This is a genomic window from Gammaproteobacteria bacterium (assembly GCA_015709635.1).
Classification (GTDB): Bacteria; Pseudomonadota; Gammaproteobacteria; order Burkholderiales; family Nitrosomonadaceae; genus Nitrosomonas.
The window spans coordinates 1,221,204-1,246,643 of record CP054180.1; the positions used below are offsets into that span (position 1 = coordinate 1,221,204).

24 protein-coding genes are annotated in these 25,440 nt (G+C 49.2%); 17 read left to right on the top strand and 7 right to left on the bottom strand.

The genetic code is table 11. The annotated features are described in order from the left end of the window. Positions 1-147: 147 nt before the first annotated feature. Complete coding sequence (locus HRU78_05570; GenBank protein QOJ23185.1) at positions 148-792, bottom strand: HTH domain-containing protein; 645 nt, start codon at positions 790-792, stop codon at positions 148-150. Positions 793-903: 111 nt separating this feature from the next. Here HRU78_05570 and HRU78_05575 point away from each other — a divergent pair, with 111 nt between their 5' ends. The 9 genes from HRU78_05575 (at position 904) to HRU78_05615 (ending at position 14,344) form a co-directional block, all read left to right on the top strand. After that, positions 904-1,242 (top strand): hypothetical protein, encoded by a 339-nt coding sequence (locus HRU78_05575; protein QOJ23186.1) that lies wholly within the window; start codon positions 904-906, stop codon positions 1,240-1,242. Between the two features lie 22 nt (positions 1,243-1,264). Further along, entirely contained in the window at positions 1,265-1,702 is a 438-nt protein-coding gene (locus HRU78_05580) for a DUF2231 domain-containing protein (GenBank protein QOJ23187.1), read from the top strand. A gap of 38 nt (positions 1,703-1,740) precedes the next feature. Beyond that, complete coding sequence (locus HRU78_05585) at positions 1,741-2,061, top strand: hypothetical protein (protein QOJ23188.1); 321 nt, start codon at positions 1,741-1,743, stop codon at positions 2,059-2,061. After that, positions 2,027-2,572, top strand: coding sequence for a hypoxanthine-guanine phosphoribosyltransferase (locus tag HRU78_05590; GenBank protein ID QOJ23189.1), 546 nt, complete (start codon positions 2,027-2,029; stop codon positions 2,570-2,572). The genes HRU78_05585 and HRU78_05590 overlap by 35 nt, the downstream gene beginning before the upstream one ends. Positions 2,573-2,585: 13 nt before the next feature. Beyond that, entirely contained in the window at positions 2,586-3,332 is a 747-nt protein-coding gene (locus HRU78_05595; protein ID QOJ23190.1) for an S-methyl-5'-thioinosine phosphorylase, read from the top strand. Then, positions 3,322-3,855: a peptide deformylase gene (locus HRU78_05600; GenBank protein ID QOJ23191.1), complete on the top strand. Its 534-nt coding sequence runs from the start codon at positions 3,322-3,324 to the stop codon at positions 3,853-3,855. The genes HRU78_05595 and HRU78_05600 overlap by 11 nt, the downstream gene beginning before the upstream one ends. Before the next feature lie 171 nt (positions 3,856-4,026). Next, a complete protein-coding gene (treS, locus tag HRU78_05605; GenBank protein QOJ23192.1) occupies positions 4,027-7,353 on the top strand; it encodes a maltose alpha-D-glucosyltransferase in 3,327 nt (1,108 codons plus the stop codon). A gap of 42 nt (positions 7,354-7,395) precedes the next feature. After that, positions 7,396-9,225 carry a malto-oligosyltrehalose trehalohydrolase gene (treZ, locus tag HRU78_05610; GenBank protein QOJ23193.1) on the top strand — a complete coding sequence of 610 codons (1,830 nt, stop codon included), beginning with the start codon at positions 7,396-7,398 and terminating at the stop codon, positions 9,223-9,225. Next, the gene (locus tag HRU78_05615; protein QOJ23194.1) at positions 9,218-14,344 is read left to right on the top strand and encodes a malto-oligosyltrehalose synthase; all 5,127 of its coding nucleotides are present in this window, start codon (positions 9,218-9,220) and stop codon (positions 14,342-14,344) included. Before treZ ends, HRU78_05615 begins: the two co-directional genes overlap by 8 nt. Positions 14,345-14,451: 107 nt before the next feature. Here the strand turns inward: HRU78_05615 and HRU78_05620 are convergent, their stop codons facing one another. Then, positions 14,452-14,892: a CopD family protein gene (locus HRU78_05620; GenBank protein ID QOJ23195.1), complete on the bottom strand. Its 441-nt coding sequence runs from the start codon at positions 14,890-14,892 to the stop codon at positions 14,452-14,454. A gap of 119 nt (positions 14,893-15,011) precedes the next feature. Between HRU78_05620 and HRU78_05625 the strand changes: the two genes are divergently transcribed. Then, positions 15,012-16,517 carry a carboxypeptidase M32 gene (locus HRU78_05625; GenBank protein QOJ23196.1) on the top strand — a complete coding sequence of 502 codons (1,506 nt, stop codon included), beginning with the start codon at positions 15,012-15,014 and terminating at the stop codon, positions 16,515-16,517. 12 nt (positions 16,518-16,529) lie between these two features. Here the strand turns inward: HRU78_05625 and pbpG are convergent, their stop codons facing one another. From pbpG to flgA, 5 genes are all read right to left on the bottom strand, one after another. Continuing rightward, positions 16,530-17,357, bottom strand: coding sequence for a D-alanyl-D-alanine endopeptidase (pbpG, locus tag HRU78_05630; protein QOJ23197.1), 828 nt, complete (start codon positions 17,355-17,357; stop codon positions 16,530-16,532). Between the two features lie 487 nt (positions 17,358-17,844). After that, a complete protein-coding gene (locus HRU78_05635; GenBank protein ID QOJ23198.1) occupies positions 17,845-18,072 on the bottom strand; it encodes a hypothetical protein in 228 nt (75 codons plus the stop codon). Positions 18,073-18,278: 206 nt separating this feature from the next. Then, on the bottom strand, positions 18,279-18,647 hold the full coding sequence (locus HRU78_05640; protein ID QOJ23199.1) for an Xcc1710-like domain-containing protein: 369 nt from the start codon (positions 18,645-18,647) through the stop codon (positions 18,279-18,281). Between the two features lie 128 nt (positions 18,648-18,775). Beyond that, a complete protein-coding gene (locus HRU78_05645) occupies positions 18,776-19,045 on the bottom strand; it encodes an acyl carrier protein (protein QOJ24933.1) in 270 nt (89 codons plus the stop codon). A 292-nt stretch (positions 19,046-19,337) separates the two neighbouring features. Further along, a complete protein-coding gene (gene flgA, locus HRU78_05650) occupies positions 19,338-20,033 on the bottom strand; it encodes a flagellar basal body P-ring formation protein FlgA (GenBank protein ID QOJ23200.1) in 696 nt (231 codons plus the stop codon). 233 nt (positions 20,034-20,266) lie between these two features. Here flgA and flgB point away from each other — a divergent pair, with 233 nt between their 5' ends. From flgB to HRU78_05685, 7 genes are read left to right on the top strand one after another with little or no spacing between them, the layout of a single operon-like run. Then, complete coding sequence (gene flgB, locus HRU78_05655) at positions 20,267-20,677, top strand: flagellar basal body rod protein FlgB (GenBank protein QOJ24934.1); 411 nt, start codon at positions 20,267-20,269, stop codon at positions 20,675-20,677. Between the two features lie 3 nt (positions 20,678-20,680). Continuing rightward, positions 20,681-21,085: a flagellar basal body rod protein FlgC gene (flgC, locus tag HRU78_05660; protein QOJ23201.1), complete on the top strand. Its 405-nt coding sequence runs from the start codon at positions 20,681-20,683 to the stop codon at positions 21,083-21,085. Positions 21,086-21,096: 11 nt separating this feature from the next. Then, complete coding sequence (locus HRU78_05665) at positions 21,097-21,771, top strand: flagellar hook assembly protein FlgD (GenBank protein ID QOJ23202.1); 675 nt, start codon at positions 21,097-21,099, stop codon at positions 21,769-21,771. A 12-nt stretch (positions 21,772-21,783) separates the two neighbouring features. Beyond that, positions 21,784-23,049: a flagellar hook protein FlgE gene (gene flgE, locus HRU78_05670; protein ID QOJ23203.1), complete on the top strand. Its 1,266-nt coding sequence runs from the start codon at positions 21,784-21,786 to the stop codon at positions 23,047-23,049. 49 nt (positions 23,050-23,098) lie between these two features. Next, complete coding sequence (gene flgF, locus HRU78_05675; protein QOJ23204.1) at positions 23,099-23,842, top strand: flagellar basal-body rod protein FlgF; 744 nt, start codon at positions 23,099-23,101, stop codon at positions 23,840-23,842. A gap of 29 nt (positions 23,843-23,871) precedes the next feature. After that, positions 23,872-24,654, top strand: coding sequence for a flagellar basal-body rod protein FlgG (gene flgG, locus HRU78_05680; protein QOJ23205.1), 783 nt, complete (start codon positions 23,872-23,874; stop codon positions 24,652-24,654). Between the two features lie 26 nt (positions 24,655-24,680). Then, positions 24,681-25,394 (top strand): flagellar basal body L-ring protein FlgH, encoded by a 714-nt coding sequence (locus HRU78_05685; GenBank protein QOJ24935.1) that lies wholly within the window; start codon positions 24,681-24,683, stop codon positions 25,392-25,394. Positions 25,395-25,440: the final 46 nt, after the last annotated feature.

Consider the following 25,440-nt stretch of genomic DNA (forward strand, 5'->3'; position numbering starts at 1 on the left):
AAGCGAGATTCCGTCAACAGAGAAAGCGCCACTATACCTACGGAAATTTGTTCATATTATTTTGTCCGGGCACTTTGAGAAGATCGTCCGGTAGTGTTGCATGGTGCCCGGATGCTCGCTGCAGTTCAAGGTATTTATCGATGAGCTTTACTCCATATGACCCGCAATCGCGAAACAGCAGTAATTTCCTTTTCTGACGATGCATTCCTTATGCCGGATGTCGGTTTTTAGTAAAGTGGTCAGGAAAGTCAGATCGAGCGTGCAAAATCCCTGGCGTTCTTCGGCCAATTGATGAAAAATGCAATTGTTGGCGATAATCTCGGCATCATTTTCCGAATTCTGCTTCACACTGGCGTCGTAACCGAGCTCGCACATGATTGCCGCAACTTCGCGAAGCTTGTCGTCCGGCGATAACTGTTCCGCCACGCGATGTTCAAATTCTCCCGCCATCTGTTCCCCCAGTGATTGCAAGCATGTTTGCAGTTCCTGCTCGCCCAGATTGTTGTCAACCCAGGAAAGCAATAACTTTGCAATGAACGAATAGCGCCTCTGGAACAACTCCAAACCGCTCGGCGACAACGAATAAATTTTGCTCGGCCTGCCACCGGTGCTTTCCTGCATCGCGCTCTTTATGAAACCGCTATTTCCCAGGCTGGAGAGGTGCTGATTAACCGCGTTGCGGGAAATGGACAATAATTGCGACAATTCATCCACCGTCAGTCCGTTGCGGTGGCGAAGTAAAGCCGTGACTAATGATTGTTGACTTTGACCGAGAAATGATAGGGTGGACATTTTAACTTGTTGTAATTATTTACCTAACTGGTTTTGACATATTTGTATTGCAAAAGTCGGGGCTTATAAAGTAAAGTAGAAGCCCTGACATTATAAGGAGAGGAGAGGTTAATGCTTACATATTTAATCATCGTTTTAGCAATCGCGGCCGTCGGCGGTGTCGTATTGGCCCTGAAAGTATTCGCCGGACAGCTGGCGCCATGGTCTTTATCCATTGTGCATGCTTTGTTGGGGGCAGCAGGTTTGGTCATGTTGATCATGCTGGTTCTGGAAGGCTCGGGAGACACGCGTCTGACAGCTGCGTTGGGTTTGCTTGTGGTGGCGGCATTGGGCGGGTTCTATCTGGCCTCTATTCATATCAAAAATAGCGTTGCACCTAAAAATGTCGTGCTCATCCATGCGGGTGTAGCGGTCGCGGGTTTTCTTACGCTGCTGAGCATGTTCATTTAGTTAACAAAAAAGGTAAAAAACCATGAAACACCCTATCCACCCAATGCTGGTTCATTTCCCGATAGCGACCTGGTTTCTCGCGACCATAGCCGACATTGCCAGTTTATTCACCAATGAACAAGTCGGTTGGGTAGCTGGGGTGTTGCTGGTTATCGGAACAATCACCGCGTTGCTGGCCATGATGACCGGCCTGCTGGAGCTTGGAAAAATTGACCAGCAAAATCCGGCAATGAAGGTAGCCAATCAGCACATGATACTGATCTTGACCAGCTGGTCTTGTTATGCGGTCAGCTTATTTTTGCGTTTGAACGGTACTCAACTCGAACAGCCGGGATTGATTGCCATCGCCTTGTCGATTATAGGATTTGCTTTCCTTTGCAGTGCGGGGTGGCTGGGAGGCAAGCTGGTGTACGAGTACGGGGTTGGCATGCAGCAGAAAAATCAAGAAATCTCCAAATAACCGCCTATCTATCGTTTCGAAAGTAAAAGCATTCTTCGGTGAGTCAAGGCAAAAAATTCTCGCCGCGTCCGAAATACTACTATTCTTCAAAGTCACGGTTGATCAAATCAACCGGCGCGGCTGCGCTACTTCGTGTAACTTTGCGCATCGCTCTGTTCGGCAGGGCGGGCAAAGTTCGTGCCATTGTTGTCATTATTTTGCGTAAAATTCAGCTAAAGTACGGTACTGGTGTTTGTGGAGGACCGGGCGGTAATAGGGAAAATCCTGTTATATTGCGCTTGATTTCAAGCCGGCAATTCAATTCAGTTTGGAAATTTCATTCTCATGATGAATGCTCATCAAGCAGTGCAAATACTTGAAGCAGCCGAGTTAATTTATTCCGAGCAAATCGTTGCGCAAACGCTGCAAGGCCTGGCCGCCGATATCACGCGCGAATTATCGCATCAGCAACCGTTGATTTTGTGCGTGATGACCGGGGCAGTCATTTTTACCGGACAATTGCTGCCGCAGTTGTGCTTCCCGCTGGATTTGGATTATGTGCATTTGACGCGCTACGGCGATGCGCTAAAGGGCGGGGATATTTGCTGGCGCATCGAACCCAGGGAAAGTGTCAGGGATCGGGTTATTCTGGTGCTGGATGATATTCTCGACGAAGGCATCACCTTGGCCGCGATCCGTGACAAAGTGCTGGAGAACGGCGCAAAAGCATTTTATAGTGCGGTTTTTGCCGAGAAAGAAACCGGTCACCCCAAGCCGTTCAAAGCCGATTTTACCGGCTTGACGGTGCCGGACCGGTATGTATTCGGTTTTGGCATGGATATACATGGTGCGTGGCGGAATCTGCCCGCGATTTATGCAGTGAAAGACTGAAAACGGGGGAGCAATGCTGGCAATTATCGGCGGCAGCGGGTTGACGCAATTATCCTGTCTCGAAATATCGCACCGGCAAATCATCCGCACGCCGTACGGCGAACCTTCCGGACCGCTGACATTCGGCAAATTGCATGGTGTGGATATCGTATTTCTGGCGCGCCATGGCCACGGTCACACGATACCGCCGCACGCGATCAATTATCGTGCGAACTTATGGGCGCTGCATTCGCTAAAACCCGCGCACGTTATCTCGGTGGCTTCGGTCGGCGGTATCCGTGCCGATCTGGCGCCGGGCAAACTGGTGGTGCCACACCAGATTATCGACTACACCTATGGACGCAATTTCACATTTTTTGAAGGAAAGGATCAACCGGTGACGCATATTGATTTTACCCTCCCGTATAGCCAGCAGGCGCGCGCATTGTTGTTGCAAGCGGCGAGCGCTGCCGATGAAGCTGTTTTCGACGGTGGCGTTTATGCCGCAACCCAGGGACCGCGGCTTGAAACCGCTGCAGAAGTCAACCGGCTGGAACGCGACGGTGCCGATATGGTCGGTATGACCGGCATGCCGGAAACGGCTTTGGCGAGAGAATTGGGCTTGAGTTACGCTACCCTCGCGGCGGTCGCCAATCATGCCGCCGGGCGCGGTAGCAATGTGAATGCCATACCGCTGGAGGAAATCTATGTGGTTTTGGAACAGGCGATGGTGCGTGTCAGAAACATCTTGGAACATGTGGCGGGTTGCGATGGCCATTAGATCCGTACTGAGAATGGGCGATCCGGTGCTGCTGCAAACCGCTAAACCGGTCGAACGGTTCGATACTGCCGAGCTGCATGAGTTGATTCAGGACATGCAGGATACCATGGTGTATCTCAATGGTGCCGGTTTGGCCGCGCCGCAGATCGGCGTGAGTCTGCAGGTGGTGATTTTCGGTTTTGAGCAGAATCCGCGCTACCCGCACGCCGAAGAAGTACCTTTCACCGTGCTGATCAACCCGCAATTGGCGCCGCTGGCGGATGACAAAGAAGACGATTGGGAGGGCTGTCTCAGCGTTCCCGGCATGCGCGGCATGGTGCCGCGTTACAAGCAGTTGCGTTATCACGGCGTGGATCAATACGGTAAAACGATTGACCGCAGCGTCAGCGGTTTTCATGCACGCGTGGTGCAGCACGAATGCGATCATCTGCAAGGCATTTTGTATCCGATGCGCATCAAGGATTTCCGCTTGTTCGGGTTTACCGATGTGCTGTTTCCGGGGCAGGGGATTGTGGATGATTAGATGGGTGCAATTCGGGATATAAAGAAAATACGCAACGGCGGTTTATGTGAAACCGGTGAGTTTTTGAATTACTGGCTATTAAATACAATGAGTTAAGGCAAGCGGCTGCACGATCAGCGAGTCTATCGAGCATCGCAAAAATATCAGTTATTTGACGGCGGAGGAGAGTTTATGGATACCGCAGGAGATAATATTCTTTGGTACAAAGATGCCATTATTTATCAGCTGCATGTACGTGCGTACTGCGACAGTAATGGCGATGGCATCGGCGACTTTCCCGGTTTGGTTACTAAGCTGGATTACTTAAAAGATCTCGGCATCGATACACTGTGGCTGTTGCCATTTTATCCATCGCCGTTGCGCGATGATGGATATGATATTTCGAATTACCGGGATGTTCATAGCCATTACGGGACGTTAGCCGAGTTCCGGGTCTTTTTAAAAGAAGCGCACAAACGCAATCTGAAAGTGATTACTGAACTGGTTATTAACCATACTTCAGATCAGCATCCGTGGTTCCAAGCAGCGCGTGCAGCACCGCCAGGCTCTGTCAAGCGTGATTATTATGTCTGGAGCGAGACGATCAAGAAATACGAAAATACCCGTGTCATTTTCACCGATACGGAGAAATCGAACTGGGCCTGGGATGAAGTGGCAAAGGCGTATTACTGGCACCGTTTCTTTTCCCACCAGCCGGATCTCAATTTTGCCAACCCTCACGTGATGAATGCAATATTGCGTGCCATGCGATTCTGGTTCGACCTGGGTGTGGATGGCATGCGCTTGGATGCTATTCCTTATCTGTGCGAACGCGAAGGAACGCATAATGAAAATCTGCCCGAAACCCATGCCGTCATCAAACATCTGCGTGCAGGCTTGGACCGGCATTACGTCGACCGCATTTTTCTGGCCGAAGCCAACCAGTGGCCGGAAGATGTGCGCGAGTATTTTGGCGACGGCGATGAGTGTCACATGGCTTTCCATTTTCCTCTGATGCCGCGCATTTTCATGGCGGTAGCTCAGGAGGACCGGCATCCCATCATTGAAATACTGGCGCAAACTCCGGAGATACCGGCAAACTGTCAATGGGCTGTTTTCCTGCGCAATCACGATGAATTGACGCTGGAAATGGTGACCGACCGGGAACGTGATTACATGTACGGAATTTATGCTGTCGATCCGCGCGCACGGCTTAATCTGGGCATCCGGCGCCGTTTGGCATCATTGATGGGCGGTAGCCGTATCAAAATAGAGCTGCTCAATAGTTTGCTGCTGTCGATGCCCGGTTCCCCGATCATTTACTATGGCGATGAAATCGGCATGGGCGACAATATCTACCTCGGGGACCGTAACGGTGTGCGCACACCGATGCAATGGAGTCCCGATCGCAATGCCGGCTTTTCCAAAGCCGACCCGCAACGGCTTTATCTGCCGCCTATCATGGATCCGCTCTACGGCTATGAAGCCGTGAATGTGGAAGCGCAAAGCCGTAATGCCAGCTCGCTGCTGAATTGGATGCGCCGCTTGATTGCGACTCGTAAAGGACATAAAGCCTTCGGCCGCGGTACCATCAAATTTTTACATCCGGGTAATCGCAAAATACTCGCTTATTTACGCGAATATCAGGAAGAAAGCATTCTGTGCGTAGCCAATCTTGCGAGCAGCGCTCAACCTGTCGAACTGGATCTGGCCGCATACAAGGGCCGCGTTCCGATTGAGTTGATTGGAAGTACCGCTTTTCCAGCCATTGGCGAATTGCCTTATCTATTGAGTTTACCAAGTTACAGTTTTTACTGGTTTCGATTGGCCACCGATGTGGCAGCTCCTGTCTGGCACATTGACAAGCTTCCCCGGGAAATGCTGCCGGTATTGGTTTTGCCTGAAGGTTTGCTGAGTGCATTGATGGCCGATCCGGTTGGCAAAGTAAGCGATCTGCTGACGCGTAAAACCCGCATACAACTGGAGGCGGAAATATTGCCGCCATTTCTTGCCACGCAATACTGGTATGCCGGGGCCGAGCATCCGATTGCACAGCTTGAATTGGATCTGCAGCTCAGCGATGTCTGGAAAACCGCGGAAGGCCAGGGATGGCTGCCGCTACTGATCAAGCTGGTGCTGGATACGGGGACGACACAGACTTACTTTTTGCCGTTGGGCTTGATGCTCGGCGAAGCGGCGGAACAGCAATACCATGCAATGTCGCCTTGGATGCTGGCGAAGGTCAGGCAGCATGCGCGCGAGGGCATACTGTATGATGCCTTGGGTGAAGATGCATTTTGCTGTTTCTTTCTGCAGGCTATCGCGGCCAACCTGCGTTTTCCCTTCGCCGCCGGTGAAATGGTGTTTTCCAGCACTCCGGCATTTCCTGATCTGCCGGAAACGATCCCCGTGACGCGCCCCCGGCTCAAGCAAAGCAATACCACCATTGTGTATGGCGAACAGCTGATTCTCAAAGTTTACCGGCGGGTGCAGGAGGGTATCAATCCTGAGCTGGAAATGGGCAGGTTTCTGACTGAAATTTCGCCTTGCCGGTGTGTGGCGCCTTTGGCAGGAACTTTGCAGTATCAGGCCGCAAATGGCGCAACCGCCATTGCCGCATTGCATGGTTATATTCCCAATCAAGGCAGCGCCTGGGACTATACCCAGGATTATCTGGACCGCTATTTCAAACTATGCGCCACGGAACCTGACCATGCGTGTGAGCCGGAAATACATGCTGGCTATTTATCGCAAATGGAAATGTTGGGGCGGTGCACTGCCGAGTTGCACCGGGCATTGACCAAGATCACGGGAGATCCGGTATTCGATCCTGAAACGCTGACAATCAGCGAAGTGGTGACGCACGCGGAACAATTGCGCGCCGATCTTATCAATACTTTTAACCAGTTCGAACAAGCGTCATTACATTTGCCTGAGCCGCTGCAGGCCATTTGCGCGCGTCTGCTCAGTTTGCGTCAGCCTGCACTGGATCGTTTTGCGGGCGCGCAAGGCGATGAATTTTGCGGGTATAAAAGCCGCATCCACGGAAATTATCACCTTGATCAAATATTGATGGCTCATAGCGATTTTATAATTACCGATTTTGAAGGCGATCCCGGTTTGCCGCTCGAGATCCGCCGCACCAAACAGTCGCCCCTCAAGGATGTCGCAGGGATGTGCTATTCACTGAGCATCGCTGCCGCACTCGCGGTAAAACGGCATTTCACTGAAAACCGGATGCTCCGTGATTTATTGGAGAGCCGTGCGCTGCAATGGCAAAGAGCGTCCATCGATAGTTTTCTTCTGGGTTACCGCATGACTATGGCTGAAATCGGTTCTTATCCGGCTGAACCGGCGCAATGGCAAGAATTATTCACGCGGTTTCGGCTCGAGAAGATGCTCGATGAAGTGAAAAAAGCGCTCGATGGCGACCCTGCGTTGCTGGAAAGTTCGGTACTCGTATTACTCGACCTGTTTGATCACATCGTCGCCGGTGCGGAAAACAATACCGACATCTGACCGGCTTCGCTCCTTACAGTAGCGCTATTGATAAGGAAAAATATGAAACGACAACACAGTATGCCCTTCGGTGCCGAGTTTACGCAAGAAAATCAGGTGCGTTTCCGGTTATGGGCGCCTTCAGCCGCCCGGGTTTTGCTGTTGGTCGGCAATGAAACACCTGTTTCCATGCACGCGGTGGAGGGGGGCTGGTATGAATGGATAAGCCCGCAAGCGCAAGCGGGTAGCCGCTATCGCTACCAAATCGATAGCGGGCTTTGCGTGCCTGATCCCGCCTCGCGCTATAACCCTGATGATGTGCATGGAGCAAGCCAAGTCATTGATCCGGCTGCGTTTGATTGGCAAGATGATGACTGGTGCGGCCGGCCATGGGAAGAAGCCGTGATTTACGAAATACATGTGGGTACTTTCACGCCTGAAGGAACTTTCGCCGCCGTTGAACAACGATTGGATTATTTGGCGGCGCTTGGCGTGACCGCGATCGAACTCATGCCGATAGCCGATTTCCCCGGTCAACGCAATTGGGGTTATGACGGTACTTTGCTGTTTGCGCCGGATAGCGTTTATGGAACCCCGGACGATCTCAAGCGTTTGATACAAAGTGCTCACCGGCGCGGGCTGATGGTATTGCTGGATGTCGTCTACAACCATTTTGGACCGGAAGGTAATTATCTCCATCATTACGCTCCGCAGTTCTTTAATGATCAATATCACACGCCCTGGGGCGCGGCGATCAACTTCGATAGCGATAGTTCAAGGACCGTGCGTGATTTCTATCGGCATAACGCGCTCTATTGGCTGGAAGAATATCATTTCGACGGGCTGCGGCTGGATGCCGTGCATGCGATATACGATACCGGTCATCCCGATATTCTTGAAGAGCTGGCGCATGCCGTGCGGCAAACGTTCGCCGCGCAACGCCCTATTCATCTGATTGTGGAAAATGATCACAATGCCACCCGCTATCTGGTGCGCAGGCGGAACGGACAAGCGCTTCATTACAATGCGCAATGGAACGACGATGCGCACCATGCCTATCATGTTCTACTGACCCATGAAAGCGATGGCTATTACACGGATTACGCCCACCAGCCGATCCGTCATCTCGGGCGCTGCCTGGCGGAAGGATTCGCGTATCAAGGTGAAATTTCCGCTTATCGCAACGGCAAGCCGCGTGGCGAGTCAAGTGCCTTTCTCCCGCCTGCAGCATTTGTCAGCTTTCTCCAGAACCATGATCAGATCGGTAATCGTGCCATGGGTGAGCGTCTGGTGACGTTGACGACAGCTGCGGCGTTACGTGCCGCCATCGCCTTGTTCTTGCTGTCTCCCGCCGTGCCGTTGCTGTTTATGGGGGAAGAATGGGGCGCGCGCGAACCGTTTCCTTTTTTTTGCGAATTCAGCGGCGATCTTGCGGCCGCGGTGACTCAGGGGCGGCGCAATGAATTCGTCCGTTTTGAGCGTTTCCACGATCCTGCGGCACGCGGCGCGATCCCGGATCCTTGCGCCGCATCCACTTTCAAGCTGGCCAAGCTGGATTGGCAGGCGCAAAAGCAGCCGTGCGGTCGCAAATGGCTCGAGTTTTACCATGAGTTGCTGGATATCCGTCAACGCATTATTGTGCCGCGTCTGCACGGCTTGCATGACGGCCATTTTGCAGTGCTTTCACCTGCTGCACTCCATGCCAGCTGGTTATTTGAAGAGAACGCACGATTATCCGTCTATGCCAATTTAGGCGCGATGCCGGTGAGTTTGGCCAGCTTGCCGCAAGGCGAGGTATTTTTCAGCAGTGAAGAGAAACCGGAGCAAAGCCTATCATCCGGCATCCTGCCCGCTTTCGCCGTCGTTTGGTATCTGAAGGAACATCATGGCTAAGTGCGAGAATGACACCAAGCTATTGGCGCAACTGAGCGAGCTGGCAGGCATATTGCCGGAATACACCGATAACTGGCAACAGCGGCATATCGCCTCTGCAACAACCCAGCGTCTGCTATTGACCGCCATGGGATTCGACGTATCCACAGCGGAAAAAATCGCGGCCGCCATCCGGGAGCACAAATTGCGCCCTTGGTGCCGCATGCTTGAACCGGTATCGGTCGTGCCCTGGCATACACCCTGGGTGCGTCTGGTTACGCCGGATACTTGTTTTGACGATGACTGGGAATGGCGTCTGGAACTTGAAACAGGCGGTAACCTGCAAGGTTACTTCCGTCCTCAAGCGCTGCGGAAAATTAACACCAGAAAAATTGAGCGCACTGCGTATATAGCCTGGCGTCTGGATTTACCGAAGTGTCCGACACCAGGCTATCATCGTTTGACCCTATGGCGTTGCGGCGAGCCTTGTGCAGAACAGACACTCATTGTTACCCCGGTTACCTGTTATCAACCTGAGGCGGTTGCCCGCACCGGCCGTGTTTGGGGTCCCGCCATACAGCTCTATGCCGTAAGATCGGAACGCAATTGGGGCATGGGTGATTTTACCGATCTGCGCAGACTGCTGGAGCAATGGGCGGCGCAAGGCGCGGATGTCATCGGTATCAATCCGCTGCATGCACTGTTTCCGCATAATCCGGAGCATGCCAGCCCGTATAGCCCTTCCAGCCGCTTATTTCTGAATGTTCTTTATCTTGACGTCGAGGCGGTTGCTGATTTTCATGAATGCGATGCGGTGCGCTCCATGTTGAGAACGCCGGAGTTTCAAATCCGCTTGGAAGGATTGCGGGCAGCCGCTATGGTCGATTACGCCGGTGTCGCTGCGCTCAAGTTGCCTTTGCTGGAAATGTTGTTTCAGCATTTTTTAACACAACATATTGCGATAAACAGCGAACGTGCTGCGGCTTTTCGCGCTTTTCAGGCGCAGGAAGGCGAGCATTTGTATCATCATGCCTTATTCGAAACATTACAAGAATACTTCCATAACCAAGATCCCAGCATCTGGGGTTGGCCGGTATGGCCGGAACCTTACCGCCAATTCGGATCGGATGAGGTTCGTGCATTTGAACTACAACACCGGGATCGCATTGAGTTTTTTGCTTACCTGCAATGGCAGGCGGATTTACAACTGGGTGCTGCCGGATGGCGTTCACTGGAATTAGGACTTGGCGTGGGTTTGTATCTGGATCTGGCGATTTCGGTGGACGGCAACGGGGCCGAAGCCTGGGCCAATCAGGCGCTTTACGCAATGGGCATAGGAATAGGGGCGCCGCCGGAGCTTAACAATCAGCTGGGTCAGGATTGGGGATTGCCGCCGCTCGTGCCCGATCGCCTGCGCGAAGCGGGCTATGCACCGTTCATTGCGACGCTCAGGCACGTGATGAGATATGCAGGCGCCTTGCGCCTTGATCATGTCATGGGATTGATGCGTCAATATTGGATCCCTGCCGATCTGACACCTGCGGAAGGCGCTTATGTGCGTTATCCTTTTGCGGATCTGCTCGGTATCCTGGCTCTGGAAAGTCAGCGTAATCAATGCCTGATCATCGGTGAGGATTTGGGAACTGTGCCAGCGGAGGTGCAGGCCGCTTTGCCGCCATTGGATATTCTCTCTTACCGGTTGCTGATATTGGAAAAGGATACAACCGGCAATTTCATCGCGCCGCAGAATTATCCCGCACAAGCGCTTGCAGCGGTGACAACGCATGACTTGCCGACGCTGCCGGGTTATTGGCAAGGACGGGATATCGTGCAACGCACGGCATTGCAGTTATTCAGTTCTGATGGCGCGCGCCGTACTGAAGTCGTGAACCGCGCGCAGGAGCGTGCTTATCTTCTGCTGTTGCTGGAGCAAGCTGAATTATTGCCGCAAGGCTTGGCGGCAAATCCCGCGTCATTACCCGCCGCAACAGCGGAATTCATTGTCGCGGTCTATAGCTACCTTGCCCGCAGTCCTGCCAAGCTATTGATGGTGCAAATGGAGGATGTGCTGGATGTCCTGGAACAAATCAATATTCCTTCCACCACGACGCAACATCCGAATTGGCGCCGCAAAATTCCCATTTGCTTCGAAGCTTGTGCAACCGACCATAGGGTGCTTACCCTATGTGCCGCAATGCGACAGGAGCGTCCGCGCATGCGTGCTGCCACACCTAAGCGCAACCGGCGTTTGCGCATTCCGTTGTCTACCTACCGTTTGCAGCTCAGCCGGGATTTTACTTTTGTGCAAGCGGCGCAACTGGTGCCTTATCTGGCCCAGCTCGGCATCAGTCATGTGTACTGTTCGCCTTATCTCAAGGCGCGCCCGGGTAGCAATCACGGTTACGATATCGTTGATCACAATGCATTGAATCCTGAAATCGGAACGAAAGAGGAATTCGAGTCTTTCTGTGCGGCGCTGCGTGCGCACAGTATGGGGCAAATCCTGGATCTGGTCCCCAATCACATGGGGGTGATGGGCGCCGATAACCAGTGGTGGCTTGATGTGCTTGAGAATGGATCTGCCTCGGCTTTTGCGTCTTTTTTCGATATCGACTGGCAGCCGCTCAAAAAAGAGCTATGCGGCAAAGTGTTGCTGCCCATACTGGGTAAATCCTATGGCAAGACGCTGGAAGATGGCGAATTGAAGCTCAACTTTGATGAGCATTGCGGTAGTTTCAGTTTATGGTACTACCATCACCGTCTGCCGGTTACTCCGCGCGTTTATCCGCGCTTATTGCGGCATCGTTTATCGTTATTGGAGGCGCAATTGCCGCCCGATGATGTTTACTTGCAAGAGCTCGCAAGCTTGATCACGGCTTTCGATAATCTGCCGCCGCAGGAAACCACCGCACCCGAAAGAATTCTGGAGCGGCGCCGCGATCAAGAGTTGCTCAAAAGACGTCTGGCGGCATTGCTCGAGGTTTCGCTATCCATTAAGCAGATGGTGCAAGATACCCTCAACGATTATAACGGGGGGCTGGATAGTTCGGAGTCTTTTACGCTGCTGCATGAATTGCTCGAAGTTCAGTCCTGGCGGATTGCCAACTGGCGAGTGGCTTCCGATGAAATCAATTACCGCCGTTTTTTTGATATTAATGATCTGGCGGCCTTGCGCATGGAGGATCATCATGTTTTTGAGATCACTCACCAGCTGGCACTGGAATTGATTGCCGGCGGCAAAGTTGACGGCTTGCGCATCGATCATCCTGACGGATTATATGATCCGCTACAGTATTTTCAACGGTTGCAGGACCGTGTAGCCATACAGTCGCCACCGGTCGAGGGAGAAAAGGCGGTTTATATCGTCGCCGAGAAAATCCTTGCCAGCCATGAATCATTACACCAAGACTGGGCTATTCACGGCACCACGGGTTATGATTTCTGTAATTTGGTCAACGGACTGTTTGTCAATCCTCAAGCCAAGGCCGTACTGGAACGCACCTACCGTTCGTTTGCTCATACCCGGTTCGATTTTGAAGAACTGGCTTATTACAGCAAGCATCAAATCATGAAGCATGCGATGGCCAGCGAACTCAATGTGATGGCAGGGCAATTGAGCCGTATCTGCGAGCTGCGGCCTTACACAAGAGACTTTACTGCCAACAATCTTCGCTACGCACTCGCCGAGGTAACCGCTTGCTTGCCGGTTTACCGTACGTATGTGCGTGACAATCAGGTCACGGCGCTGGATCGGCGCTATGTCGAATGGGCAGTTGCAAAAGCCAAGAAACTCACCCAGATCATGGATATTAGTATTTTTGATTTTGTCGGTTCGGTGCTGTTGCTGGATGCCGCAATTGACGAGGATCCGCTTTATGCCGCTGCTATCACTGGCTTTGCCATGAAGTTTCAGCAATTTTCCAGTCCGGTGATGGCCAAAGGTTACGAAGATACCGCCTTTTATCAGTACCATCGCCTGATTTCCCTGAATGAAGTGGGCGGCGATCCGCGAATTTTCGGTGTTTCCATCAACGCTTTTCATTCCGAGAATAGCAAACGTTTGGAATATTGGCCGCATTCCATGCTCAATACTTCCACGCACGACACTAAGCGTAGTGAAGATGTGCGGGCGCGCATCAATGTCTTATCCGAGATTTCCGGTGGTTGGCATAAACAGGTACTGCGTTGGCGGCAACTGAATAAAAATAAGAAACTGCATGTCAATGACGAAGAAATCCCGAGCGCCAATGACGAATACCTGATTTATCAAACATTGGTCGGTATTTGGCCATTGGGAGAATTTACTGCGACCGAACACCAAACGCTGATCGAGCGCATGGAAGCCTATATGCTCAAGGCGGTGCGCGAAGCGAAACATCACACCAGTTGGATCAATCCCAATACAGACTATGAAGAAGGTTTGTCGGCTTTCATTAAGAAACTGTTATGTTTTTCTGAAAAGAATACTTTTTTATCAGCCTTTCAGGTTTTTCATCAAACGATCGCGCACTGGGGAATGTTGAATTCGTTATCACAAACCCTGCTTAAATTAACAGCGCCGGGCGTGCCCGATATCTATCAGGGTAATGAATTGTGGAATTTCAGTCTGGTAGATCCGGATAACCGGCAAGCTGTGAATTACACGCAAAACCAGCAATTACTGAAAGATCTGGAGGTACATGTCAATGTACCGCAGGATGCTCTGGCGCAGCGGGTAAAACAATTGCTGGAAGATATGACGGATGGGCGCGCCAAGCTGTATTTGACGTGGCAGCTTTTACAAAGCCGTAAGCGATGGCCGAATGTATTTCGGAACGGAGCCTATCTGCCGTTGACGGTGACAGGTCCTCAAAAAGATCACATTTGCGCATTTGCGCGCCGCACCGAGGAAATGACGTTAATCGTCGTGGCGCCGCGCTGGTTCTCGCTGCTGGTACCGGCAGATGCCAGCGAATCGCTGTTGGAAAACATCAAGTGGGATGATGCGGCCATGATCGAAATACCTGATCTTACCGCCAAACAGCAAGGTCTGAATGTATTGACACAAGAAGTTGTGCCGGTCATTCGGACAAACGGTGTATCGCAACTGGTGGTTGCAACCTTGTTGGCATCGTTCCCGGTTGCGTTGTTACAATTCTGATTCGTTGATATCGATAATTGGTCGTGGAAAAAGCGTGTGGTGATCGTTTTTGAGAGCCGGATCTGGAAGAACCGGCAAGATAGGGTTGATGCTCGGTGCCCGATTACTCACCAAACAGTTTGGAGCCATTGCGCCAAATCCGGTTTGACCACTACCAGTATCACAACCGCAAACAGAATCAACACGGGAAATTCATTGAACCAGCGGTAAAATACATGACCATGCCGGTTGGCATCGTTTTTGAACGCCTTGACGTATTTTCCGCAGTAATAATGGTAATAAAGTAATATCAAAACCAGTGCGACTTTGGCGTACAGCCAATCGCCGGAGAAGCCGTAACCTACCCACAGCCACACACCGAACACCACGGTCAGCACGGCACCGGGGGTCATAATGCCGTAATACAATTTGCGTTCCATGATCTTGAAACGTTCCTTACCGGGTTGATCTTCGCACATGGCGTGATAGACGAACAAACGCGGCAGGTAAAAAAGTCCGGCGAACCAGGTGACCATGAAAATAATGTGCAGTGATTTTATCCAGAGCATGGCAATGTGAGCGATTGGTGGAAAAGTTGTTATGATACTGACCTTGTGGTGTGAGCGCCATCCCTTGGGATTAGGGTGAATGTGCGCGCTGAAGCAATGAATTTGGAAACGGGAGAGCGATGAATCCGCATTATCAAAATTTGGTGCAGCGGCTGGAAGAAATTACCCATTTGAGCGGTGTCATGAGCACGCTGGGGTGGGATCAGGAAGTGATGATGCCGCCGGGTGCCGGTGATGCGCGCGCCAAGCAGATTGCCGCGTTGGCGGGAGTAATTCACGAACGCATGACCGATCCCGGCTTGGGAGATTGTTTGAATGAATTGGAAATGCAGGGATATGCCGATTGGGGTGAAGCGGAGCGATGCAATATCCGTGAAGCGCTGCGTAGTTATGAACTGGAAACCAAAGTACCGAAGCGGTTGGTGCAGGAATTGGCGGAACTCAGTTCGCGCGGGCATGGTGTATGGGTCGTGGCGCGCCAGCAAAATAAGTTCGCCGATTTTGCGCCGGTATTGCAGCGTTTCTTACAGTTGAAGAAAGAATGGGCGCAGTGTGTGTTGCCCGACCTTGATTCTTACGATGCGAATATCGATTTATTCGAACGCGGCACGACAATAGCTATGATCACACCGGTATTCGAACGATTGAAAATGGAATTGATTCCCTTGATTCATGCCATCCAGAATCAGGCTGATCAGCCGGATACTTCGTTCTTGCAGGGCAGGTTTGCACTGGATAAACAGGAAGCACTGGCGCGCAAAATCAGCCGTGATATCGGTTTCGATTTTGAGCAGGGTCGCATGGATGTGTCGGTGCATCCGTTTTGCGGCGGCAGTCACCCGACCGATGTGCGCATCACCACGCGCTATAGCGAACGTAATTTCATCGAATCGCTATATGCCGTGATTCATGAAACGGGGCATGCGCTGTATGAACAGGGACGGCCGCGTGCACTCGGCGATTTGCCGGTATCCGAATCGTTGACGATGGGTATCCATGAATCGCAGTCGCTGTTCTGGGAACGCATGATTGCGCAAAGCAGGCCTTTTTGTCAGCATTATTTCGCTACGATCCGTGCAACATTCCCGGAAAATTTACAGCATGTCACCGTGGATTCGTTTTATCGCGCGATCAATACTTGCAAGCCGGATTTTATCCGGGTTGAGGCGGATGAAGTGACGTATCCGTTGCATATCATTCTGCGCTATGAGATCGAGAGAGGATTGTTTGACGGTTCGATGGCGGTTGATGATTTACCGGCAATCTGGAATGAGCTGACACGGAAATATTTGAGAATCGATCCGCCGAACGATGCGCTTGGGGTGTTGCAGGATTCCCATTGGAGCAGCGGTGCGTTTGGGTATTTCCCTTCGTATACCTTAGGAGCGATGTATGCGTGCCAATTTTATCAAGCGTTGCTAAATGAGCAACCCGATACCGGGCAGAATATCGCCAATGGGAATTTTGCTCCGATTAAAAACTGGCTCAATGAAAAAATCCATCGGCAGGGCAGACTTTACACGCCGCAACAATTGATCGAACGTGTAACCGGTGAGCCGCTGAATCCGGATTATTTCATCGATTATCTTAAGAATAAATACCGTGGTATTTATCAGCTTGCTTGAAACCAGGAAGTTTTATACTTGCCTGCGGCCTTGATTGTTCTCAATCCATTTTTTCACGCGATTGGCATCGCCAATGCGAGTATTTTTTCCCCAGGAATTCAGCAGAACGATGACCATCGGCTGTCCGGAAATTTTTGCTTGCATCACCAAACAGCGCCCAGCTTCGCTTAGATAACCGGTTTTGGAAACATCGATATTCCAACCTTGATTACGCACCAGGCTGTTGGAATTGACATATTGTAATTGTCCGCGCCTGTTTCCTGGAGAAACGGAATGTTGTGAGGTGGTCGAGAATTCTCGAATGGCGGCATAGTTGTTGGAAGCGGTGACCATTTTGGCTAGGTCGCGCGCGGTTGCGACATTGCCGCTATTCAGGCCGGTTGCATCGACAAAACGGCTGTTGGTCATTCCAAGCTTCCTGGCTTTTGCATTCATGGCGTTTACGAATGCTCTGGCACCACCGGGATAAGTCCTGCCAAGCGCTGCTGCAGCGCGATTTTCGGAAGACATTAACGCCAATCGCAACAACTCGTAGCGTGGGAATGTGCTGCCTACGGGTAAACGCGAAGATGAATTTTTGAGCTTGTCGACATCCGCGCTGGTGATGGTGATGTTCTCGTTCGGCGACAATCGCGCATCCAACGTGACCATTGCAGTCATCAGTTTGGTAATGGATGCAATCGGCATCACCTTGTCGGCGTTTTTATCGTAAATAACGCGCTCATTCTTTGGATTAAAAACGAGAGCGGCTTGCGATTTAATATCCGGATTATCTTTCTGCGCTAAAACATTACCGGCAAAAAAAGATAAAGCGCAAAATAAAAAAATTCCCCATTTCATTCTTTCTACTCTCCAATTGACAAAAATGACAAGTTCTTATGAATTCATCTTAGTATTTTTATGAACGAGAATAATGTCAGTCTAGAGTTTTATATATTTTGAATCATTCTATTTTACTATAGTTTTATCAATATTTTTGTAGAAACTTAAGAATAAATTCTTTATTTGTAAAAGGTTAAGCTATTATGATGATAGATCATGTAATGAAATCATATCTATGATCATGATTCTTAATCATTAACCAAATTTTAGGGTAATCAGGAATGGTGGTTTTTTACAGCTGACTTGTGAAACCTGAGGAATAATAAGTGAAAGTGTGAGTGCCGAAAAATAAGCGAAGTATTTAATTACTGAAAAATAATAGGTCAAGCCAACAGCTGCCAAATATTCAATCCCTATCCAATTTTTTTGTATTTGAGATGCAGCAGAGAAAAACTTTTTTGTGTAGCTTGACCTATCCGCCGGTTACATCGTAACCGCTTTGTTACTATTTACCAAAATTAGGTTGTTTTACTTTGGCTGGACAAGTAATCATCTCACCGTCGGTGCGATCTCTAATTTTTTCGCCGTCTTTTTTGCCTTCACATGACATTTTATTCAAGATGTCTTGCGCCGCCATCGGTGGCATTTTCGATTCTTTGTTTCCGCTTGCCATGGTGACAGAAGACCCCATCAAAAAGACTAAACCGATTGCAGCGATAAGATATTTGTTCATTTTTTACTCCTATATTAATGTTATGAAGGAAGCCAATTTTAATATACCTGACTTGCCAGCCATGAATTTATCACAATCATAACTGTCATGGCCATTTCTTTTTAAAATCTTGCGTATTGAGGAATCGAATTGCCATACTTTATGTAGCTGATCAAGCAAAAATTCAGTGGATTTAAAAGGAATTTATTTTATTTATGGGGAAAACGCTAGATCAAAAGAGCCGCAGCGACACGACGTCCTTCCTCAACCAATATATTGTAAGTGCGGCAGCATGCTTGGGTATCCATTATTTCTACTCCGATCCCCATTTTTGCCAGCTGAATAAGTAAGGTATGGTCGGGAAATCGATGCTCGGCACCTGTTCCAAGGAGAATGATCTCGGGTGATAGTGGTAATAAGTTTTCGAAATGCTGAAGTTCTAATTCTTGTACTGATGCGATAGGCCAATTCTCGATCAGATGATCGGGCAGCACAATCAGGTTTTTTTCGTACCGGGTTTGATTGATCAATACATATCCTTCACCATAACCGGTGAAAAAATTGTGCTGTGCGAAGTTTGCAAGGTGAAGCTTCAAAGGAGGGTTTCCTGATATAGGTGGACTAACTATTCGTGATTATGCATGATTCAAATCAAAAAACAATCTTTGTCGTCTTCAAAGTTTCATCGGAGTGCGCGGATTGCCGGTCTTTTTCTATGTGTGGCTCACACGGATTGTTTGTTGTTTTCAGCTACTTTATGTTTTACAAACTCAGTCAGCGTACCAAGTGTCGCGAAGGTTTGTGCGCTAATTTCGTCGTCTTTTATCGAGATGGAAAATTTCTTTTCTATCGCCAGAATGACTGTAACGACTGCAACCGAATCAAGTTCGGGAATGTTGCCGAGTAAGATCATATCCGGCCCCATTCTATCCAGTCGATCGCCTAATCCCAGGGTATTCGTCAGAACTCTTTTTATTTCAGTGATATAGTCTATTTCTGTCACAATAAGAAGCTTTTCGTTTTTATAAATGCTAAAAGAGCCGCTCATTATAAATCCGATTGGCTGAGATGATCACGGGATTGCACCGCGGTTGCAGAAAGTTTGCCGGTGCTGCAGGAAAAATTTAGATTAGGGAAACTTTGAGAAAGGTGGCGAGCAATGACCAGGCAGAGCGAAATCAGATAAAAAAAGCGCAGCTTACGAATGGTAAATGAGCATTTTGAACCTGCTTTCACCGCAGCATGATCGAGTGCAACAGTTTTTCGGAGCTTTCCTAAAAGAAAAGCTATGGCTGTATTTCTACAATGGAATTGGCGCGCGCAAGCCCGTTGAGAATTCGTCCTGATTTGTTCCGAACCTGTATCACTTGTCCCTCGGTTGCATTCACCAATGCTTGGCCTTCTGACCGGATGCTGAAGCCACGGCCTTGAACAACTAGATTGACTGATTGTCCTCGCATGATAATGTAAGGTGCACGCAACATTTGCGGCCGTAAAGGCTGACCGGCCGGGAGGTTGGTGGTGGCGACTTTACCGACAATTTGCGCGGCATTCGTCAGTATACCTTCGGGCATTTGTGTCAAATTGACACTCTGCGGTGCAATATCCTCGTAAGTCAGTGTCTGTCCGGATGATACCGGCCGCGCGAGGTGCAGTACATCCGCCATGACGCCAATTTCAGTTTGGACATAGATAGTCCAGGCCGCAATCTCGCTATCACAGCGTACGCCGATAGAGGTTTTCCCCCACAAACGCCCGCCAGTTGGAACAAAAGGCTCTAATTGCGGACACTTTGGTAACGCCAAATGCTTGTCGATTTGCCCGACATTCACAATGACCTGCCCGGGGAGTGACGCGGTATTGCTGTAGAGAAAGTTCTCTATGGCGTTTTTGATCAATGAAATTTCTTGGTGATCAATGGATGTTTTTTGCTGCGATGCAAGTGCCGGAAAAACCAGTACCGATAGACAGAAGATTGTCATTAAGCAACGTATCATCATAGTTTATAACCCTTCATTTTTTTGCCGTATTCGGCAATTATTGCCGCTATCCCGTGACGATATATTAAACGACCGCAAAAAAATCCAAGTTCAAAGATAACACCGCTTTCGTGTCTTATTTGCGGATTGGTCGGTTGATCCAACCGTATATTATTGCTGGCATGCTAAATGCTACTAGCCGAATAGACACTCATTTGAATCAGGCGATAATGAATATGATAAACAAACTTGATAAAGAATTGAATTATCACCATAACGCACTCAGTTTGCGGGTTGCAAGGCAAGAATTGCTTTCCAGTAATGTGGCCAATGCCGATACGCCGAATTTTAAAGCGAAAGATGTCGATTTTGCCAGTGTGCTGAACGAAAGATTGTCATCAACTCCAAGCTTAAAAAAAGTGAATATGAATACGACGTCGACCATGCATATTAATTCCACTGCATCTGGAACCTTCGGAGACAACATTTTATATCGTGTTCCTTTGCAACCCAGTGCGGACGGAAACACTGTGGATATGGATATGGAACGGACTCGGTTCGCTGACAATGCCATTAAATATGATGCGAGCATTACCTTCATCAATAACGAATTCAGAAACTTAACGTCAGCAATGTTGGAGAGATAGAAAATGTCATTATTCAATGTATTTGGTATCGCAAGTTCAGCCATGTCAGCCCAGTCTCAACGTTTGAACGTGGTGGCCAGTAATCTTTCCAATGCCGATAGCGTAACAAGCTCAACCGGTGAACCATATCGCGGCAGGCAAGTGGTTTTCAGCACTTTGCAGGCAGACGCGAACGGTGCAAGCGGCGTTAAGGTTGCGGGTATCGTTCACGATCAATCGCCGATGCGGCAAGTGTTTGAACCTAAACATCCGTTAGCGGATAAAAACGGTTATGTGACGATGCCGAATGTCAATGTTGTTGATGAAATGGTCAATATGATGTCGGCGTCCCGCTCGTATCAAAACAGTGTCGATATGATGAACACGACCAAGTCATTGTTGCAAAAAACTCTGACGATCGGTCAATAAAGGAGTAAGCGATGAGCTCAGTTTCGCAAGTAAATACAACAGCAGCTACCGCTGCATCAACCGCAACTACTGGCACTACCAGTACAAAAGATGCTGAAAACCCGCAGGATCGTTTTCTGAAACTTTTAGTCACGCAAATGAAAAATCAAGATCCGTTGAAACCGCTGGACAATGCCGAAGTGACCAGTCAATTGGCGCAAATCAGCACGGTATCGGGTCTTGATAAGCTGAATTCAACGCTGCAGCAATTGGTTTCCAGCGCTGAAGATACCCGTTCTGTAGAAGCATTGGGACTAATCGGACACAAAGCATTTGTTCCAGGAACAGCGATTGCGCTGAATGGAGACGGCGCCATTGCCGGTATCGAATTGGCGCAACCGGTTGATCAACTCAAAGTCACTATTCTGGATAGCGCCGGAGTTGCTATTCGCACAATGGATCTGGGAGCGCAACCGACCGGTATCAGTACAATTTCCTGGGACGGTTTAACCGATAGCGGTACCAAGGCAGTTGATGGGGACTATACCTTTGCGGTAAGTGCGAAGCAAGGCGGTAATGACATTAAAGTCGACACCCTCTCATTCGGTTTGGTAAAAAGTGTGACACCTGGTGCAGGTGATACTCACCTGGATATGGGCGATAAATTAGGATTGATTAGTTTATCTGATGTTAAACAGGTGTTTTGATAGGAGATTATTATGACTTTTCAACATGGCTTAAGTGGCTTGAATGCGGCATCTACTAATCTGGATGTCATCGGAAATAACATTGCCAACGCGAATACCGCTGGCTTCAAACAATCTATTGCACAATTTTCCGATATTTTTGCAAATTCAATGGAAGGTACCGATACCTCACAGATCGGGATCGGATCAAAAATATCCGCAATTGCGCAACAATTTGGCCAAGGAACAATTACGCCGACCAGCAACCCTTTGGACATTGCGATCAATGGACAAGGATTTTTCCGTATGAGTGATAACGGTACGATAAATTACAGCCGTAATGGTCAATTTCATGCCGATGATTCCGGTTACATTGTTGATTCAACAGGTGCGAATTTGACGGGTTTTATGGCCGATGAAAATGGCGATATCAAAGCCAGCGGCGTACCGGCGAATTTAAAATTCAGTACTTCTGATATTGCACCGAAAGCAACCACGACATTCGATGTGGGGTTTAATCTGGATGCACGAAAACCGGCTATTACTACGGCTTTTGATGCCACCAATCCGAAAACGTATAGCAGCACAACTTCAGGTACAGTGGTTGATAGTCTTGGGAATTCACATGTATTGTCTTTATTTTTTCAAAAGAGCAATACGGCCGCCAATACATGGACCGCATTTGCAACCGTGGATGGCAAAGTGGATACATCCGGTACGCCTGTCGGTGTCACTATTGACGGAAGTCCTTCACAGTCCATGATATTTGATGGGAACGGTGTGCTGCAGAATATTACCACTCCACTGGCCTTAAACATTGACTTTAGTCTGATAAACCCCGCTTTAGGTGCGACTACCCCGCAAGCTGTCACTCTCGATATGACAACTGCCACGCAGTTTGGCTCGGACTTTGGTGTCAATGCCATTACACAGGATGGCTATACTTCAGGTCGCATGTCGGGTTTTACCATTAGCCCCGATGGCGTGATTATGGGTAATTATAGTAGCGGTCAATCGAAAACACTGGGGCAAATCGTACTGGCCAATTTTGTTAATCCACAAGGGCTGGTTCCAGTCGGAGATGGTCATTGGGTAGAGACACCTGCTTCTGGCGAGCCTTTGGTTGGTCCTCCCAAAACAGGAAATTTGGGTGTGCTTCAATCTAATGCCGTTGAAGACTCCAATGTCGACTTAACAGCGGAATTGGTCAAACTGATTCAGGCTCAGCGAATGTATCAAGCCAGTGCTAAGCAGATTGAAACACAAGATCAGATTATTCAAACTATTACTCAAATTTAACCTGGGTTTCATTGTGAAGTATCAAACTTTTATAGTAATTGAGTAAAAAATGGATCGACTAATTTATACCTCAATGACCGGAGCAAACCATACGCTGAATCAGAAAGCGACCGTTGCTCAGAACCTGGCCAATGCATCAACGACAGGGTATCGCGCTGAGAACAACGCATTTCGTGCAGTTCCGGTATTTGGCGACGGGTTGCCAACACGCGCGTTTGTTGTTGATTCTACAACGGGTGCTGATTTTACCCCAGGCGCGCTGCAAACGACCGGGCGTGATCTTGATGTTGCGGTTCGAGGCTCGGGGTGGATCGCTATTCAATTGGATGACGGCAAGGAAGCTTATACCCGCAATGGCAGTTTGCAAGTAAGTCCCAATGGTATTTTACAGACAAGTAGCGGCCATAAAGTTAAAGGTGATACCGGCATTATCACCCTACCACCTGACACTCGTATCACGATCGGTGTTGATGGAACCGTATCGTCCGTGCCGATTACGCCGCAACCGAATACTGTGGCACAAGTAGGCAGGATTAAATTGGTTAATCCACCGGAAGATAAGCTCGTAAAAGGCACCGATGGCTTATTCCGGCTTAAGGATGGCGGTGAAGCGCCTGTTGATGCCAGAGTTAAGCTTGTCGACGGCACATTGGAAGAGAGCAATGTGAATGTTGTGCATGAAATGGTCAGCATGATCGATCTGGCACGGCAATTCGATATGCAAATGAAAATGCTTGATAACGCACAGAATAATGCGCAGAAAGCGAGTGAGATAATGGTAGTAAGAGTTTAATTGAATAACAAATTAATAGGTAAATTATTATGATACGTTCGCTATGGATTGCTAAAACAGGGCTTGATGCACAACAAACCAAAATGGATGTGATCTCCAATAATTTAGCGAATGTCAGCACTAATGGATTTAAGCGAGCTCGTGCAGTTTTCGAGGATCTGCTGTATCAAACGATACGCCAGCCAGGCGCGCAATCCTCCCAACAAACGCAATTGCCTTCCGGCTTGCAGCTGGGTACTGGAGTTAAACCGGTTTCTACGGAAAGCATCTTCACTCAGGGTGGGTTGCAGCAAACCGAAAACCAGCGCGACGTAGCTATACGTGGTGTAGGTTTTTTTCAGGTTTTGCTGCCGGATGGTACGACAGCCTACACCCGCGATGGCGCATTCCAATCCGATCTTAACGGTCAGCTTGTGACATCCAGCGGATATGCTATACAACCTGCGATTACTGTTCCACCTAATGCGCTGGGTATCACGATAGCGCGGGATGGCACAGTGTCTGCAACAGTTCCGGGATCTACTGCGCCGATCCAAGTTGGCAGTATTCAATTGGCGAGCTTCGTTAATCCGGCCGGATTGTTGAAAATGGGTGAGAATTTGTATCAGGAAACCGCGTCGAGCGGAGCACCTAATCAGAATGCGCCGGGTACCAATGGATTGGGTTTGCTGGAACAAAATTTTGTAGAAACTTCAAATGTGAATGTGGTGGAGGAATTGGTGAATATGATTCAAACTCAGCGCGCCTATGAAATGAATTCCAAGTCCATTGAGACGTCGGATCAAATGCTGCAACGGCTGGCGCAGCTTTGATTAACTGGACGATTGGTAATCGGGCAATGGTTAGCGGCAATCCGATAATAAAAAATTCCTACCGGTATTTTTTTATACTGGTGTTAGTCGCGCTTGCTTCCGGCTGCGCACTGACACCATCGACAGTGACTTACCAGCCGAATACATTACGCGCTCCGCAACATGCGGCAGCCGTGAGTCAGCCCAACGGCTCCATTCTGCAGATGGTACATAGCACAACAGGCGGGGTCCGATATACGCCATTATTTGAAGATCGCCGCGCAAGAAGTATCGGCGATACGATTATCGTTACGTTAAATGAAACAACGAATGCCAGTAAAAGTTCGGGAAGTAATGCAAACCGTTCCGGAAGTATCGAATTTTCCGTACCGAACTTTCTAGGAATCCCGTTAAGCTTATTAAAGAATGCATCGGTTGAAGCTAAATCCAATAACAAATTTGATGGCAGCGGTGAAAGCTCAAGCAAAAATAATTTTAAAGGAACTATTACGGTAACCGTCATCGAAGCGTTGCCGAATGGAAATCTTGTTGTCAGCGGTGAGAAACAAATCGGTATTAATCAGGGGCAAGAATTCATAAGGTTGTCCGGGGTTGTGAATCCGGTTCATATTCTGGGAAATACGATCTCTTCAACGCAGATTGCCGATGCGCGCGTCGAGTATCGTAGCAATGGGTATATTGACGAAGCGCAGACGATGGGCTGGTTATCACGTTTTTTCCTGTCGATATCGCCTTTCTAGCAGCCGATTTCAGGATGAATCAATGTTTCAATTGACATTTAAGATT